General features: G+C 56.2%; 12 protein-coding genes. 1 reads left to right on the forward strand and 11 read right to left on the reverse strand.

Annotated features, from left to right (window positions below; all coding sequences use genetic code 11):
* Positions 1-37: 37 nt before the first annotated feature.
* The 4 genes from recG to sciP form a co-directional block, all read right to left on the reverse strand.
* Complete coding sequence (gene recG, locus ACR0DK_RS11645; protein WP_223118069.1) at positions 38-2128, reverse strand: ATP-dependent DNA helicase RecG; 2091 nt, start codon at positions 2126-2128, stop codon at positions 38-40.
* A complete protein-coding gene (ligA, locus tag ACR0DK_RS11650; protein WP_480436878.1) occupies positions 2125-4377 on the reverse strand; it encodes an NAD-dependent DNA ligase LigA in 2253 nt (750 codons plus the stop codon). The genes recG and ligA overlap by 4 nt, the downstream gene beginning before the upstream one ends.
* A 125-nt stretch (positions 4378-4502) precedes the next feature.
* Positions 4503-5219 carry a response regulator transcription factor CtrA gene (gene ctrA / locus ACR0DK_RS11655; protein ID WP_170393124.1) on the reverse strand — a complete coding sequence of 239 codons (717 nt, stop codon included), beginning with the start codon at positions 5217-5219 and terminating at the stop codon, positions 4503-4505.
* Positions 5220-5303: 84 nt separating this feature from the next.
* Positions 5304-5597: a CtrA inhibitor SciP gene (sciP, locus tag ACR0DK_RS11660; RefSeq protein ID WP_170393125.1), complete on the reverse strand. Its 294-nt coding sequence runs from the start codon at positions 5595-5597 to the stop codon at positions 5304-5306.
* Positions 5598-5727: 130 nt separating this feature from the next.
* Between sciP and mnmA the strand changes: the two genes are divergently transcribed.
* Positions 5728-6873, forward strand: coding sequence for a tRNA 2-thiouridine(34) synthase MnmA (mnmA, locus tag ACR0DK_RS11665; RefSeq protein WP_170421523.1), 1146 nt, complete (start codon positions 5728-5730; stop codon positions 6871-6873).
* Here mnmA and ACR0DK_RS11670 read toward each other — a convergent pair.
* The 7 genes from ACR0DK_RS11670 to bamA all read right to left on the reverse strand — a co-directional run bounded on the left by ACR0DK_RS11670 (position 6870) and on the right by bamA (position 13686).
* Complete coding sequence (locus tag ACR0DK_RS11670; protein ID WP_170393127.1) at positions 6870-7451, reverse strand: cadmium resistance transporter; 582 nt, start codon at positions 7449-7451, stop codon at positions 6870-6872. The genes mnmA and ACR0DK_RS11670 overlap by 4 nt on opposite strands.
* The gene (gene lpxB / locus ACR0DK_RS11675) at positions 7451-8608 is read right to left on the reverse strand and encodes a lipid-A-disaccharide synthase (protein WP_480736243.1); all 1158 of its coding nucleotides are present in this window, start codon (positions 8606-8608) and stop codon (positions 7451-7453) included. The genes ACR0DK_RS11670 and lpxB overlap by 1 nt, the downstream gene beginning before the upstream one ends.
* Positions 8608-9402, reverse strand: coding sequence for an LpxI family protein (locus tag ACR0DK_RS11680; protein ID WP_480736245.1), 795 nt, complete (start codon positions 9400-9402; stop codon positions 8608-8610). The genes lpxB and ACR0DK_RS11680 overlap by 1 nt, the downstream gene beginning before the upstream one ends.
* Positions 9403-9406: 4 nt before the next feature.
* The gene (gene lpxA / locus ACR0DK_RS11685; protein WP_170405636.1) at positions 9407-10192 is read right to left on the reverse strand and encodes an acyl-ACP--UDP-N-acetylglucosamine O-acyltransferase; all 786 of its coding nucleotides are present in this window, start codon (positions 10190-10192) and stop codon (positions 9407-9409) included.
* On the reverse strand, positions 10189-10662 hold the full coding sequence (gene fabZ, locus ACR0DK_RS11690) for a 3-hydroxyacyl-ACP dehydratase FabZ (protein WP_170393131.1): 474 nt from the start codon (positions 10660-10662) through the stop codon (positions 10189-10191). Before fabZ ends, lpxA begins: the two co-directional genes overlap by 4 nt.
* 72 nt (positions 10663-10734) lie before the next feature.
* Complete coding sequence (locus ACR0DK_RS11695) at positions 10735-11319, reverse strand: OmpH family outer membrane protein (protein WP_170393132.1); 585 nt, start codon at positions 11317-11319, stop codon at positions 10735-10737.
* 6 nt (positions 11320-11325) lie between these two features.
* A complete protein-coding gene (gene bamA, locus ACR0DK_RS11700; RefSeq protein ID WP_170393133.1) occupies positions 11326-13686 on the reverse strand; it encodes an outer membrane protein assembly factor BamA in 2361 nt (786 codons plus the stop codon).
* Positions 13687-13742 lie beyond the last annotated feature (56 nt).

The raw sequence follows: 13742 nt of genomic DNA on the forward strand, positions 1-13742 counted from the left end.
TTTTGAGAACATTTGTGAACTTAGTGGGATTTTCGGTCTAACCCACTGATATCAAACGGATCGCCTGATCCTGCTTCATAAGCCACAGAAGAACACGCGCAGCCTGCCCCCGATCCGAGGTCAATTTGGGGTCTGCGGACAGCAAAGCGCGCGCATCTGATTGCGCCACCGCCATCAGCCCAGCTTGCCTTTCAAGATCAGCTATCCGGAACTTTGGCAGGCCAGATTGTGCGGTTCCGATCAAGTCACCCGCACCGCGCATCTGCAGATCGGTCTCGGCAATGCGGAAGCCGTCTTCAGTTTCTCGGAGTACCTCCAGCCGTTTGCGACCACCCTCGCTAAGCGGTGGCTGATACATCAACAAACAGGTTGAGGCATCTTCACCACGTCCAACTCGGCCCCTAAGCTGATGCAACTGCGCCAGACCAAAAATCTCTGCCCGCTCAATCACCATGATCGTGGCGTTCGGCACGTTCACCCCAACCTCGATCACCGTAGTAGCGACAAGGACTTTGGTCTTACCACTCTGAAACGCCGCCATTGCCGCGTCTTTATCGGCGGGCGGCATTTGGCCGTGTACCAGACCCACCACATCGTCCCCCAAGATCGCGCGCAACCGTTTGAAACGCTCCTCAGCCGCAGTCAGGTCCGAGATCTCGGATTCATCGACTAATGGGCACACCCAATAGCATTGTTTGCCTGCATCAATCGCACCGCGCAGATGGGCCACAACTTCGTCCATGCGTTGCGTGCTGACGACTGCGGTCTTGATCGGTTTACGACCCGGCGGCTTTTCATCCAGCACCGAGACGTCCATATCGCCGTACTGCGCAAGCGCCAAACTGCGCGGGATGGGCGTAGCGGTCATCACCAGCACATCGGCGCGTTGGCCCTTTTCGGACAGCTCCATGCGTTGGCGGACGCCAAAACGGTGCTGCTCATCAACGATGGCCAGCCTTAGGGCTTTGAATTCAACATCGTCCTGAAACACCGCGTGGGTACCGACCAATATCTGAATATCTCCCTGCTTCAGCGCAGCCAGCTTCGCTCGACGCTCAGCCCCCTTGTCGCGCCCGGTCAGGATTTCCAGTACAACTCCGGCTTCTTCTGCCAATGGACGCAGCCCTTCAAGATGCTGCCGGGCAAGGATTTCGGTAGGGGCCATCATCACCCCCTGCCCGCCAGCTTCGACGGCTATAAGCAGCGAAACAAATGCTACCAGAGTCTTTCCTGCCCCCACATCGCCCTGAAGCAACCGGTTCATCCGCGTCTCAGCGGCCATATCTGCCGAGATTTCCTCGATCGCGCGTGTCTGCGCTCCGGTTGGTCGATATGGAAGGCTTGCCAGCACCTTGGATTGCAAAGCACCGGTGCCGAGACTGATGATCCCCCGCGCTTTACGCTCACGCTGTCGTGCCAGGGCCAGCGTCAGTTGATGTGAGAGCAGCTCATCGTAAGCCAGACGTTCCCGCGCAGGCGCAAAAGGTGCTACGTCGTCCGCCCCTTGTGGGTGATGCGCCGCGTGAATAGCAGTTGTCCAATCTGGCCAATTCTGTTGTGCCACCTGAGCGGGGTCGGCCCATTCGGCCAATGCAGGTACTCGCGCCAACGCACTTTGAGCAGCTTTATAGGCAGTTTTTTGCGTCACACCCTGCGTCAGATGATAAACCGGTTCAAACTCGGGCAATTCGCCTGCGTTTTCAGGCGCGACCATATGATCGGGGTGTACCATCTGAGCCATGCCATCGAACAGCTCAAGCTTTCCCGATACCACCCGGCGCGCGCCCTCCGGCAACAGCTTCTTCAGATAGTCCCCTCGGGCATGAAAAAACACCAGCTGGAAATCCGCCTGACTGTCTTCAACATGAATGCGATATGCGCCCCCTTTGTTCCGCGGTGCTCGATGCGCGCCGATTGTCACCTCAACAGTCAGAGTCGTCGGAAGGTCGGCGCCCTGAATCGTATCGCGTCGCCGCCGGTCAATCACCGCATAGGGTAGCGAAAACAATACATCGCGCGGTGAATCGATCCCTAATTGGCCCAGAAGCTGCGCGGTCTTCGGCCCCACACCATCTAGTGTTTCAAGACCCGCAAACAGCGGAAAGAGCTGTTCAGGCCTGCCGCTCATAGATCGCCAATCAGTTGAAGCCAGCTATCTTCATCCAAGGTTTCGATGCCCAGATCAGCCGCTTTTTTCGCCTTGGACCCTGCGCCCGGGCCCGCCACGAGCAAATCAGTTTTCTGACTGACCGAGCCAGATACCTTGGCCCCCAGCGCTTCGGCGCGGGCCTTGGCCTCGGCGCGTGTCATCTTTTCAAGCGTTCCCGTAAACACGACGGTTTTTCCTGCGACCGGACTGTCTGACGCAGGAGCCTCTGGTGGAACAACCGTCAGATGTTTACGCAGATCATCAAATGCTTGGCGTTCCTCCGAATTGGCAAACGCATCAGATAGTGACAACCCGAGCGTGGCGCCGATTCCGTCGATACCAATCAGATCAGCCCAGGCGCTGGCGGCATCTGTCGAAACATCCATTCGCACGAAAGCCGCATCCCGAACTTCTTTAACTTTCGCGCGTCTCGCTTCTGCAGTAGCCGCGATTCTCTCGGCGTCTTCCGCTTCATCGGCTGCACGCTGCGCAAGCGCGGCAGGCCGGGCCGTATCAATGGAGGCCGCCATTACATCCCATTCCCGATAAAACAACGCCAAATCTCGTGCACCAACTTCGCCCACATGACGAATCCCCAGAGCGAACAACAGACGGGCAAACGGTATGGTTCGCTTGTCATCGATCGCTGCAAACAGGTTGCTTGCCGATGTCTCGCCCCAGCCGTCGCGGTTTTTCAACCGGGCCAGGTTTTCGGTGTCGCGATCTTTCAACGTAAATATATCAGCGGGTGTGTTTATTGGCAGAAGAGGATCGCCATAAAACATCTCGATTTGTTTTGCGCCAAGCCCTTCGATATCGAACGCCTTGCGCGATACGAAATGTTTGAGTTTTTCAACCGCCTGAGCGGGACATATCAGCCCCCCTGTGCAGCGGCGGACCGCATCCCCCTCTTCCCGGATCGCGTCGCTGTCACATTCCGGGCATGTCGTCGGGAAAGCGAAGGGCCGCGCATCATCGGGTCGTTTCGACAGATCAACATCCGAGATTTTCGGGATCACATCCCCGGCCCGATAGACCTGAACCCAATCTCCAACGCGAATATCCTTGCCCTCACGAATGACTCCGCCTTTGGCGTCCCGCCCTGCAATATAATCTTCATTGTGTAGGGTCGCGTTCGAAACAACTACCCCGCCAACGGTTACCGGATGCAGCCGCGCTACCGGGCTAAGCGCGCCCGTACGACCCACCTGAATGTCGATGGCTTCAAGCCGCGTCCAAGCCAGTTCGGCGGGAAACTTGTGCGCAATCGCCCAGCGGGGCGTGGTAGATCGGAAACCCAGCCGGGCCTGCAGACTCAGATCATCGACCTTGTATACGACCCCATCAATGTCATAGCCCAAGGTCGCGCGCTGAGCTTCAATCTGACGGTAATGTTCCAACATCTCATTAGTCGTTGAGCAACGCCTTGTCAGCGCATTTACCTGGAACCCCAAGGTTTTGAGGCGATCAATTGCGCCCATCTGAGTCTCAGCTAGCGGTGCAGACAGTTCACCCCAGGCGTAGGCAAAGAATTTCAGCGGGCGAGATCGTGTTATTTCGGAATCCAGTTGACGGAGCGAACCAGCCGCAGCGTTGCGCGGATTTGCAAAGGTCTTTCCACCTGTTTCGATCTGACGTGCGTTCAAAGCCTCGAAATCATGGTGAGACATATAGACCTCGCCGCGAACCTCAAGAACGTCTGGTGCACCCTCAATTCGGTGTGGAATATCGGAAAGCGTACGCGCATTTGCGGTAACGTTTTCACCGGTCTCACCATCACCACGTGTTGCAGCCTGCATCAGTTCACCCTGCTCATACCGTAGGGATAATGACAGGCCGTCGATTTTGGGCTCAGCTGTATAGGCGAGCGGTGCCTCATCTCCCAGTCCCAGATATTTGCGGATCGAGCGGTCAAAATCGGCAACATCCGTGTCATCAAACGCATTGCCCAGTGACATCATACGCACGGCGTGGGTCACTTTTGCAAATCCATCTGAAACGCGTGCGCCCACTTGTTCAGTAGGGCTGTCGGAGCGTTTCAGTTCGGGGAATCGCGCCTCGATCTCGGCATTGCGACGCTTGAGAGCATCATAGTCGGCATCCGAAATTTCTGGAGCATCTTCAGTGTGATAAAGCTGGTTTGCCCGCAGCAATTCCTTGGCGAGCCGGGCCAATTCTTCCCGTGCTTCATCTTCTGTCAGATCTGCGATTGCTGTGGTATCGCTCATGGCCCCGCCCTGTCACGTCGTCTTGAAAACCAGTGATAGGACGAGGCCATGGTCAGGTCCAGTGTTGTGCTGACACGCGAGTGGATTTACCGCCCCGGACCATCGACGGTAGCAATCAGATCAGATTAGGCACCCACGGCCATGCGGGTTTCACCCATGTTGTTGGCTTGCGGATCACGCAGGACATATCCACGGCCCCAGACCGTCTCGATATAATTCTCACCACCGGTCGCATTGCTGAGTTTCTTGCGTAACTTGCAGATGAAGACGTCGATAATCTTGAGCTCGGGCTCATCCATGCCGCCGTAGAGATGGTTCAGGAACATTTCTTTGGTCAGTGTTGTTCCTTTCCGCAGGCTCAGAAGTTCCAGCATCTGATATTCCTTGCCTGTCAGGTGTACGGTTTTTCCGTTCACCTCTACGGTTTTGGCATCCAGATTTACGGCGACCTGCCCGGTGTGAATCACGGATTGAGAATGCCCTTTAGAGCGGCGGATAATCGCATGAATGCGCGCCACCAGCTCTTCGCGATGGAAAGGTTTGGTCAGATAATCGTCTGCTCCAAATCCGAATCCTTTGATCTTGCTTTCGGTGTCATCAGCGCCCGACAGAATCAGGATCGGTGTCTCTACCCGTGCTATGCGCAGTTGGCGCAACACTTCATGGCCGTTCATATCCGGCAGGTTCAAGTCCAACAGGATGAGGTCGTAATCATATAGCTTGGCCAGATCGATGCCTTCTTCGCCAAGGTCCGTCGCATACACGTTGAGATTGGCGTGTGTCAGCATCAGTTCGATGCTTTTGGACGTGGTTGGATCATCCTCGACAAGAAGTATGCGCATGTTCACTGCTCCAATTTAGGTCAAATTCTTCAACTGATTTGAGCCTGAATAAAAATGGTTAATCTGACGTTACCGTTGAATCATTTATTCACTTTCACCTTTAAGTTGTCGATATTTTTTTAAGGCCGTCACCTTCAACGCATCGATCCCGTGCTCAGCAACTGCTGAGACCCACGAGTTGAACTCTTCATCGCTGATGCCATAGCGCTTTTTGGCTTCGGACAACGAAATCAACCCATAAAGTACACCACGCACGACGATCACCTTGCGCGACGCCACCCAGCGCCGCGTATCCGCAGGAGGCAAATCGGCGCGTGTCAGCACGCTCCCGTCCGGTAGGGTGACCGACCTTGGACCTTCCACTTTGTGCAAATACATCTCTCATACCTTCTGCTGCTGCGACAAAGCTGCACCCAGCCTACTTAAAAGGGCGTGAAACCGCCCCTTGAGAGTGTCTAGAATTTTCTTATATTCTGCCGGTCTTTCTTAACCCGGACAGGAACCACCTATGGCCCTCGATACCGAGACCCCGCTGAACTCGCTTGGCTTTGCCAAACCACCCTCGGAAACGCGGGTTGTCGTGGCCATGTCCGGCGGTGTGGACAGCTCTGTTGTGGCGGCCCATCTCGCTGATCAAGGCTATGATGTCGTAGGTGTTACTCTGCAGCTTTACGATCACGGTGCGGCGTTGGCCAAGAAAGGCGCGTGCTGTGCGGGGATCGACATTCACGATGCGCGTCGCGTGGCGGAAGAACGCGGGTTCCCTCACTACGTCTTGGACTATGAAAATATCTTCAAGGACGCTGTAATCGACGAATTCGCCGACAGCTATCTGGCCGGCGCGACTCCGGTGCCCTGCATCCGTTGCAATGAACGGGTAAAGTTCAAGGACTTGCTTGAGACCGCCAAGGACCTTGAGGCCGACTGCATGGCCACGGGCCATTATATTCAGCGCAAGATGGGCGCAAACGGGGCCGAATTGCATAGTGCTGAGGATGCAAATCGCGATCAGTCCTATTTCCTATTTTCGACCACACCGGAACAGTTGGATTTCCTGCGTTTCCCGCTAGGCCACCTGCCCTCCAAAGACGCCACGCGCGAGATGGCGGCACAATATGGGCTGGCCGTTGCGGACAAGCCGGATAGTCAGGACATCTGTTTTGTGCCCAACGGAAACTATGCCAGCGTGATCGAAAAACTGCGCCCCGGAGCCGCAGAACCCGGTGAGATCGTACACGCCGATGGCCGCGTTCTAGCGCAGCATAACGGGGTGATTCACTATACGATCGGTCAGCGTCGTGGGCTCGGTATCGGTGGTCTCAGCGAACCTTTGTATGTGGTCAAGCTGGATGTGGACAAGAAACAGGTTGTTGTCGGCCCCAAAGAGATGTTGGCCACAAGAACCGTTCCCGTGCGCGAGATCAATTGGCTGGGAGACGAACCGTTCACGTCAAAGAACGAATGGCATGTTTCGGTCAAAGTCCGCTCGACCCGCCCCCCGCGTGAGGCGATTATTCGCCCCCTTTCGGACACAACAGCCGAGGTTGAATTGCTGACGCCCGAGGAAGGTATCTCTCCGGGTCAGGCTTGTGTGTTCTACGAAACCGATAGCAGCCGTATCTTTGGCGGCGGATGGATCTGGCGCGGTTACTAAATCGCGTCAGTCCACGAGTTGCTGAGGATATAGATCCCGGCACAAATCATCACGTAAGGCACCAGTTTCTCAAGCCGACGTGCGAAACCGCCGGTCATGATTGGGGATTGTGCACCCCAAAGCCCCAGCATGGTCAGCGTCAGCGCTGCGGCCACCGCGCCGGTGACACCCGCAATCCGATAGCTGGGGGCTGAGTCGGCCAATAGCGGCGCAAGCACAGCGAACGTGTCCATCGACAGACTTATGAACAGCAGCATGGTGACGAATGTCGAAGCACCCGTGGATATTTGAGGGGCCTCCTCGGTCTCCGATCCGCGGAACTGACGGATAACTCCGATCAGCCCGAGGCCAAGTGGTATCACGCCCAGATATCCAGCCCAATGTGGCACCACATCATCGACACCCAAGGCCAACAATAAGGCGGCAGCGATGATTAACATCTGCGCCAGCAGGAACCCCGCAACGGTCCGGCGCGGACCAGACACCATCATCAACGCTACAAGAGCTGCAAGGTTGTCGAGATTGGTCAAAACCTGCGCCATGAAGGCAGAAGCAGCAAAGATCACATGATCCAGCATCACGATTTCATTCTGTCCAAAACGGACCTTGCCGCACGCAAACCCGGTGCTTCGCCACCGCGACCAAGACGCTCCATCGTCGTCGCCATGGCTTGATGTTGGGCGTCGGGGGTGGCGGCCACCTGTTCCAACGCCGAAGCGATCTTGTCCGGTTGGCATTCATCCAGCAGACATTCGGGTACTGCGTGTGTCTCCGAGACCAGATTGACCAGTGTGACGGTGTCCAGCATAACCATTCGTTTTGCGATCAGCGTGGTCAGCCAGTTGAGGTTATAGGCGATCACCATCGGTGTTGCCTGCGCGGCCAGTTCCAATGAGACCGTGCCGGATGCAGCCAATGCAAGATCAGCTGCGGCAAACGCTGCCCGTTTCTGCGCTTGCGCGTCGTCCGAGGGCAATTCCCGCGGATCGACAACTATCGGATTCCCCGGCCAGTTCCGAACCTGTTCGACGACCGCATCAACCATATGTGCAACTGCGGGCACGACCACGCGCATACCGGGACGGTCTTTCAGAAATTCCTGCAAAGCAGCGCCAAAGATCGGAGCCAGCCGCTCGACCTCACCCCGTCGAGAGCCGGGCAAAGCCAGCACGATGGGCGCGTCGCCCAGATCGTGAGCCGCGCGGAATCGCTGGATATCCTGATCGGACGCAATGGGTTCGTTCACAACCGGATGGCCGACAAAGTCACACTCCATCCCTGCCCGCTCCATATAAGGCGGTTCAAAGGGTAACAGCGCAAGGACGTGATCGATTACTTTCGCCATCTTGTCTGCGCGCCCCGGTCTCCAGGCCCAGACGCTGGGGGCAACGTAGTGGACAGTGCGAATCTCGCTGGAGGCCTTTACCAGCTTAGCCACACGCAACGAGAAATCCGGGCTGTCGACAGTGATCAGTACATCAGGCTTCGTGTCTAGAACTGCCTGAGCAGTCTCAGCGATACGGCGTTTCAGGTGAAAGAACTTGGGCAGAACCTCGACCAACCCCATAATGCTGAGTTCGGACATGGGAAATCGGCTGGTCAGCCCCTGCGCCTGCATTAGCGGCCCGCCAACCCCATCAAACTGCACCTCTGGCAAAAGGGTACGCAGACCTTCCATCAACGCGGCCCCCAAACGGTCGCCCGAGGGTTCACCGGCGACCAGAAATACGCGCATCAGACCGTGCGCTCGCGGACATAAAGAAACAAACCAAGGCGATTGCATTCATCAATCACGCGGTCGCGCTGCAAAACAATGACGCCGCCCTTTTCGATGACAATGCCCGACAGGCCCGCCGCGACAGCCCCCGAAACGGTGTCGGGTCCGATGGCAGGCATATCTGCGCGGCGATCCTGATCTGGTTTTGGACCCTTGTACAGAATGCCACCGCCCGCGTCGGGGCGCTGAGTCAAGGATTGCAGCATCCAAGCGGTGCCATAGATGCCCTCGATCGCCAACGCTTGGGATTTCAGTACTACGCAAGCCTGACCGATATCCGCCGTCCCCATGTTGCGCAGGATTCCTGCCGCTCGATCTGCGTCGGCGTGATCAGCTTCAGAAGGTTGGGCTTCGGTCAATGAGCCAAGAGGCGGCAGCAAATCCGGTGCGATCTCATGCGCCGCACGGACCGTCAAACCGGCATCCTCAAATATACCAATGACCGCGCGCAATGCGCCGTCGTCACCGGCCATGATGGCCTTTTGCAGGATCGGCACCAGCGGCATCGTCGCCGCATCAATGCGAGCTGGATTGACAGTCGGACGACGCACTGCCCCTGCCATGCAAATCTCGGTCACGCCGCTGGCTTTGAGATCGGCGACGAAGCTACCCAGTTGCTCCAATGGAAAAACCAAGTCGGTGGTCAGTGTATCGGGCTCAAACCCTTCCAGAGCGCAGATCAGCGGGCGGTTTGGCAGACAATTGACCACCTCGTCTGGTAAAGCGCCAGTTCCTGCGATCAATGCCAGCATTGGCCTACTTCCTCGGGGTCAGGAACGAACGGTCTGTTTGCCCCGTCACAAATTCGACGATCTGGCGCACATATTCGTTGTCTGCATCCTCGCCCAGCCGGGTGGCGCGATCCATGAAGGTGCCGTCTCCTTCTGACAGTTCCTTGAAGGCCGCGCGCAATGCCGAGATATCCTCACGCGTTACACCACGCCGTTTCAAACCGACCAGATTCAAGCCATCCAGCTCGCCCCGAGGCGCCTGAACAAGCCCATATGGGATCACATCATTCGGGACCATCGTAAGCGCGCCAATGATGGCACCGCGACCTACGCGCACGAACTGATGTAAGCCCGAAATTCCGCCAACGATGACGTCATCCTCGATAATACAGTGACCAGCTGCGCCAGCGTGATTCACCAGAATGACCCGGTTGCCGATTTGTACATCATGCGCCACGTGGACACCGGCCATCAGTAAGCAGTCATCGCCAATCCGGGTGATACCACCGCCGCCATCCGTGCCGGTGTTGATAGTGACGTGTTCGCGGATACGGTTGCGCTCACCGATTTCAAGGCGCGTGTTCTCACCACCGAATTTCTTGTCTTGCGGAATTTCCCCGACAACAGCAAAGCTGAAAATCACTGTGTCATCACCAATTGACGTATCGCCGGTGACTACGACATGGGATTTCAGTTCGACCCGATCGCCCAGACGGACCTGCGGACCGATATGGCAGAATGGACCAATCGTACAACCCTGCCCGATCTGCGCACCGTCTTCGATAATGGCGCTGGGATGAATACCGCTCATGTTGTTTTTTCCATGTCCCAGTCGACATAGGCCGAAAATTCAGCTTCGGCAGCAACCTCGCCCTCGACTGTCGCGCGGCCGCTGAACTTGAAGATCTTGCCACCTTTCTTACCGCGTACAGTTTCGACATGCATTTCGAGAACATCGCCAGGTACGACCTTGCGGCGGAATTTGCATTTGTCGATATTCATGAAATAGATCAGCAACTCGCTGTCGATTACATCCATGCCGACACCCAGCATAACCCCTGCAGTCTGCGCCATCGCCTCGACAATGGTCACGCCAGGCATGATCGGAGTTCCGGGGAAATGGCCCTGAAAGTGCGGCTCGTTCATGGTGACATTCTTGATGCCCACCGCTGATTGATAGCCATCGATATCCACAACCTTGTCGACCAACAAAAACGGATAGCGATGCGGCAATATACGCTGAATCAGCTGAATGTCGGCGCTCTTGGTTTCCGTGGTCATGGTGCGGATGTCCTGTTCTGGATGTCTCTTTCAAGCGTGGTTAGCAATACCCGTACCCAAGGGCAAGCCAGCCTATTCGTTGTTATTGTTTTCAAGTGTAGCGCCGTCGCCGATAGCGGCATCGATCCTGGCGATCGCAGCGTTGGTAATATCTGAGGCGTCCGTGCTTAGAACCACATTGGACCGCTCGATCACAATCGAGGCGCCAAATTCGCGCAGCAATTCGATCAGCACCGGTTGCGCCATTTCAAAAAACTGACCACGCGCCTCTTCGCCGCGCCGCGCTAATGCGTCCAGTTTGGCGCGCTGGCCGTCACGGTGTGATTGAACTTTCTCGTCAAAAGCTTCGGCAAGCGGGCGAAACTCGTCCGCCGAAAGATCTGACCTCTTTTCGGTCAGATCTTTTTCTTCCTTGCTCAACTGCGCCACAATCCGTTCGTTTTCTTCAGCCAAAAGGGTGCTTTCGGCTTCAATCTCGCGAAAGACGCGCTGCCCAAAGGCGGAATCTGCAAACAAACGCTCACTGGAGATTGTCAGAACGTCTGTTTGTGGCACGCCCAATTGCTGCGCACCCAGCGGCATTGCTACAGCTACAAGTACCAAAACGCACAGGGCCCTTAGCGGGCCCTGCAGGATGTTCTTAACTTCGGTGATCATTCGCGATCAGAACCTGGCTTGAACGGTCAGGTCAAAGCTTTGCTCTTTATCGAAGTCCTCTTTCTTGAGGGCCTGCGAGAAGTTGAAGCGAAGCGGACCAAACGGTGTTTCCCACAGTACGGATACCCCTACAACATGCCGGATCGAACCGCTTTCACCAACAATATCAGCGCCAGCGGTGTTGACGTTGTTGAGATTGTAGAGGTTGCCAACATCGTAGAAGACGCCGCCACGCAGCCCCAGTTCTTCGGGCAGCCCCAGCGGGAAGTCCGATTCGAAACGAGCAACCCAGTAGTAGTTGCCGCCGATGGCATCGTCCTGCCCGTTCGAAAGGTCACGCGGCCCGATACCAGCAGGCTCAAACCCGCGGAATGTGCTAGGACCTAGAACAAACCGGTCGAGCGTGCGGCTGAAATCGTCCCCGGTCCAGTTCAGTGCACCCAATTCAAGCGTCGCGCGCAATACGACTTCTTCGTTGAGGACGCGTTTCTGCGCGATCGCCCGCGCCGTGGTTTTGAAGAATTCATTATCCCCGCCAAGACCAGCAGCATCCACGCCGACTTCGAACAAGACGCCCGCTGTGGGGTTCAGGCCACCAATACGGCTATCGTATACGTAGGACACCCCCAGAGAACTGCTGGTTCGTTTCCCCTGATCGATCTCTGATGAGATGACAGCGCCGTTCCGCTCATTGCTCTGCTGGGTCATTTCGCTGCGATCCCAACCATAGCGAAGACGCAACGCCGACAATTCACCGATCGCGTAGCTCAGCTGTGGGCGGAAGAACACTGTTTTTGTGTCGTAGCTGGCAAAGCTCGAATTGGTGCTGGCCAGACCAAGCCCAAGATCAAAGCGTAGCTTACGGCCCAACAGATAAGGCTCGGTAAAGTTGATAACGTACTGCTCAGAATCCTGAGCTGTCGACAACGTGATACCCAGGTTTTGCCCACGGCCGAGGAAGTTCGATTCATTCAATCCGATTGCGATCCCGAAACCGTCCGAGACCGAGTAGCTACCACCCAGGCTCAACGAACCGGTTGGTTGTTCTTCGACATCCACGTCCACGATAACCTGGCTTGGCGACGATCCCTCGCGGGTTTCCACATCAGCGACCGAGAAGAAACCCAAGGCGCGAATACGTTCGGCGCTCTGGCGGATTTCACGGGGATTGAAGGGGTCGCCTTCAACGGTATCGAATTGACGGCGGATCACACGGTCTAGCGTGGTTGTGTTCCCCTCGATATCGATGCGTTCCACAAAGATACGCGGGCCACGGGTTAGCACGAACTGGACATCCAACGTCAGATCGCGGGGATTACGCGTTACCCGGGGCTCGACCCGCAGGAAATCAACGCCGTTTTTCAGCCCCAGACGCTCCATCCGCGCGATCGAGTTCTCAAGCACCGTCGGAGAGTAAATTACACCTGGTTTGACTTTCAGAGCCGCCTGATAAGGCGCTGGGTCCACACCCGGGATCTCACTGACGGTCGTAATCTGACCGAACGAGAACCGCTGTCCTTCTGTGACGTTCATAACCAGAAAGAATGCATCCCGTTCGCGGGTGAATTCGACATTGGCACTATTGACGCGAAAATCGATATAACCGCGTGACAGGTAGAAATCACGGATCACCTGTTTGTCGAATTCGATTCTGTCGGCAATGAAGGTGTCGCCGCGAAGGAAGGTCCGCAGAATGTTCGCCTGCTTTGTTTCAAGCACGCGGCGCAGGCGACGGTCCGAAAACGCGCGGTTTCCTACAAAACTGACGCGCTCGACCTCGATTGTCGTTCCTTCGGCGACTTCGAACACCAGATCGACACGGTTATCGCTGCGACGAATGATGCGCGGGATAACCGTCGCGGATACGCGGCCCTGCGCCGAATATACTTCGGCAATCAGGTCGGCGTCCGCTTCGGCCTGTTGAGGCGTGAATACGCGGCGGGTTTGGGACGATATCGCTTCGAGCAGGAGATCATCTTTTACGCGGCGATTGCCCTCGATGCTGATCTGGTTGATGGTCGGGTATTCCTCGACCGCAATGACCAACGTACTGCCACGCGGTGTAAGTTCGACTGTTTCAAAAACACCACTGTCAAGCAAACGCTGGAAGGCATCATTCAATTGTCCTGCCGTAACAGTCTGCCCCGGTTCGATTCCGGTGCGGGCGATAATCGTCGAAGTCTCGATCCGTCGATTGCCCTCAACTTCGAAGCTGTTGATGGTGTAAGATTGCGCCTGTGCGGGCTGCGTCAGAACCAGTAAACCCGGTGTAGCAAAAAGGAAAAAGAACGTTAGTGCCTGCCACAAAATGTTGCTTTTCCGCCCCCGCGAGCCGCAGTATGTGCCCGTGCGCCTGCTGTCAGTCATTTTTTTCACTACCCAGAATTTTCAGCCTTTAGCTGCTGAGTAGCCCGATTGTGGGG

This window comes from Ruegeria sp. CE6, assembly GCF_056537485.1.

Excerpts from the sequence above, each read along its gene's own strand:
- bamA (WP_170393133.1), bottom strand. The coding sequence starts at position 13,686 with ATGACTGACAGCAGGCGCACGGGCACATACTGCGGCTCGCGGGGGCGG.
- ACR0DK_RS11680 (WP_480736245.1), bottom strand. The coding sequence starts at position 9,402 with ATGCTGGCATTGATCGCAGGAACTGGCGCTTTACCAGACGAGGTGGTC.
- ACR0DK_RS11695 (WP_170393132.1), bottom strand. The coding sequence starts at position 11,319 with ATGATCACCGAAGTTAAGAACATCCTGCAGGGCCCGCTAAGGGCCCTG.
- recG (WP_223118069.1), bottom strand. The coding sequence starts at position 2,128 with ATGAGCGGCAGGCCTGAACAGCTCTTTCCGCTGTTTGCGGGTCTTGAA.
- lpxB (WP_480736243.1), bottom strand. The coding sequence starts at position 8,608 with ATGCGCGTATTTCTGGTCGCCGGTGAACCCTCGGGCGACCGTTTGGGG.
- mnmA (WP_170421523.1), top strand. The coding sequence starts at position 5,728 with ATGGCCCTCGATACCGAGACCCCGCTGAACTCGCTTGGCTTTGCCAAA.
- ACR0DK_RS11670 (WP_170393127.1), bottom strand. The coding sequence starts at position 7,451 with ATGCTGGATCATGTGATCTTTGCTGCTTCTGCCTTCATGGCGCAGGTT.
- lpxA (WP_170405636.1), bottom strand. The coding sequence starts at position 10,192 with ATGAGCGGTATTCATCCCAGCGCCATTATCGAAGACGGTGCGCAGATC.
- ctrA (WP_170393124.1), bottom strand. The coding sequence starts at position 5,219 with ATGCGCATACTTCTTGTCGAGGATGATCCAACCACGTCCAAAAGCATC.
- ligA (WP_480436878.1), bottom strand. The coding sequence starts at position 4,377 with ATGAGCGATACCACAGCAATCGCAGATCTGACAGAAGATGAAGCACGG.
- sciP (WP_170393125.1), bottom strand. The coding sequence starts at position 5,597 with ATGTATTTGCACAAAGTGGAAGGTCCAAGGTCGGTCACCCTACCGGAC.
- fabZ (WP_170393131.1), bottom strand. The coding sequence starts at position 10,662 with ATGACCACGGAAACCAAGAGCGCCGACATTCAGCTGATTCAGCGTATA.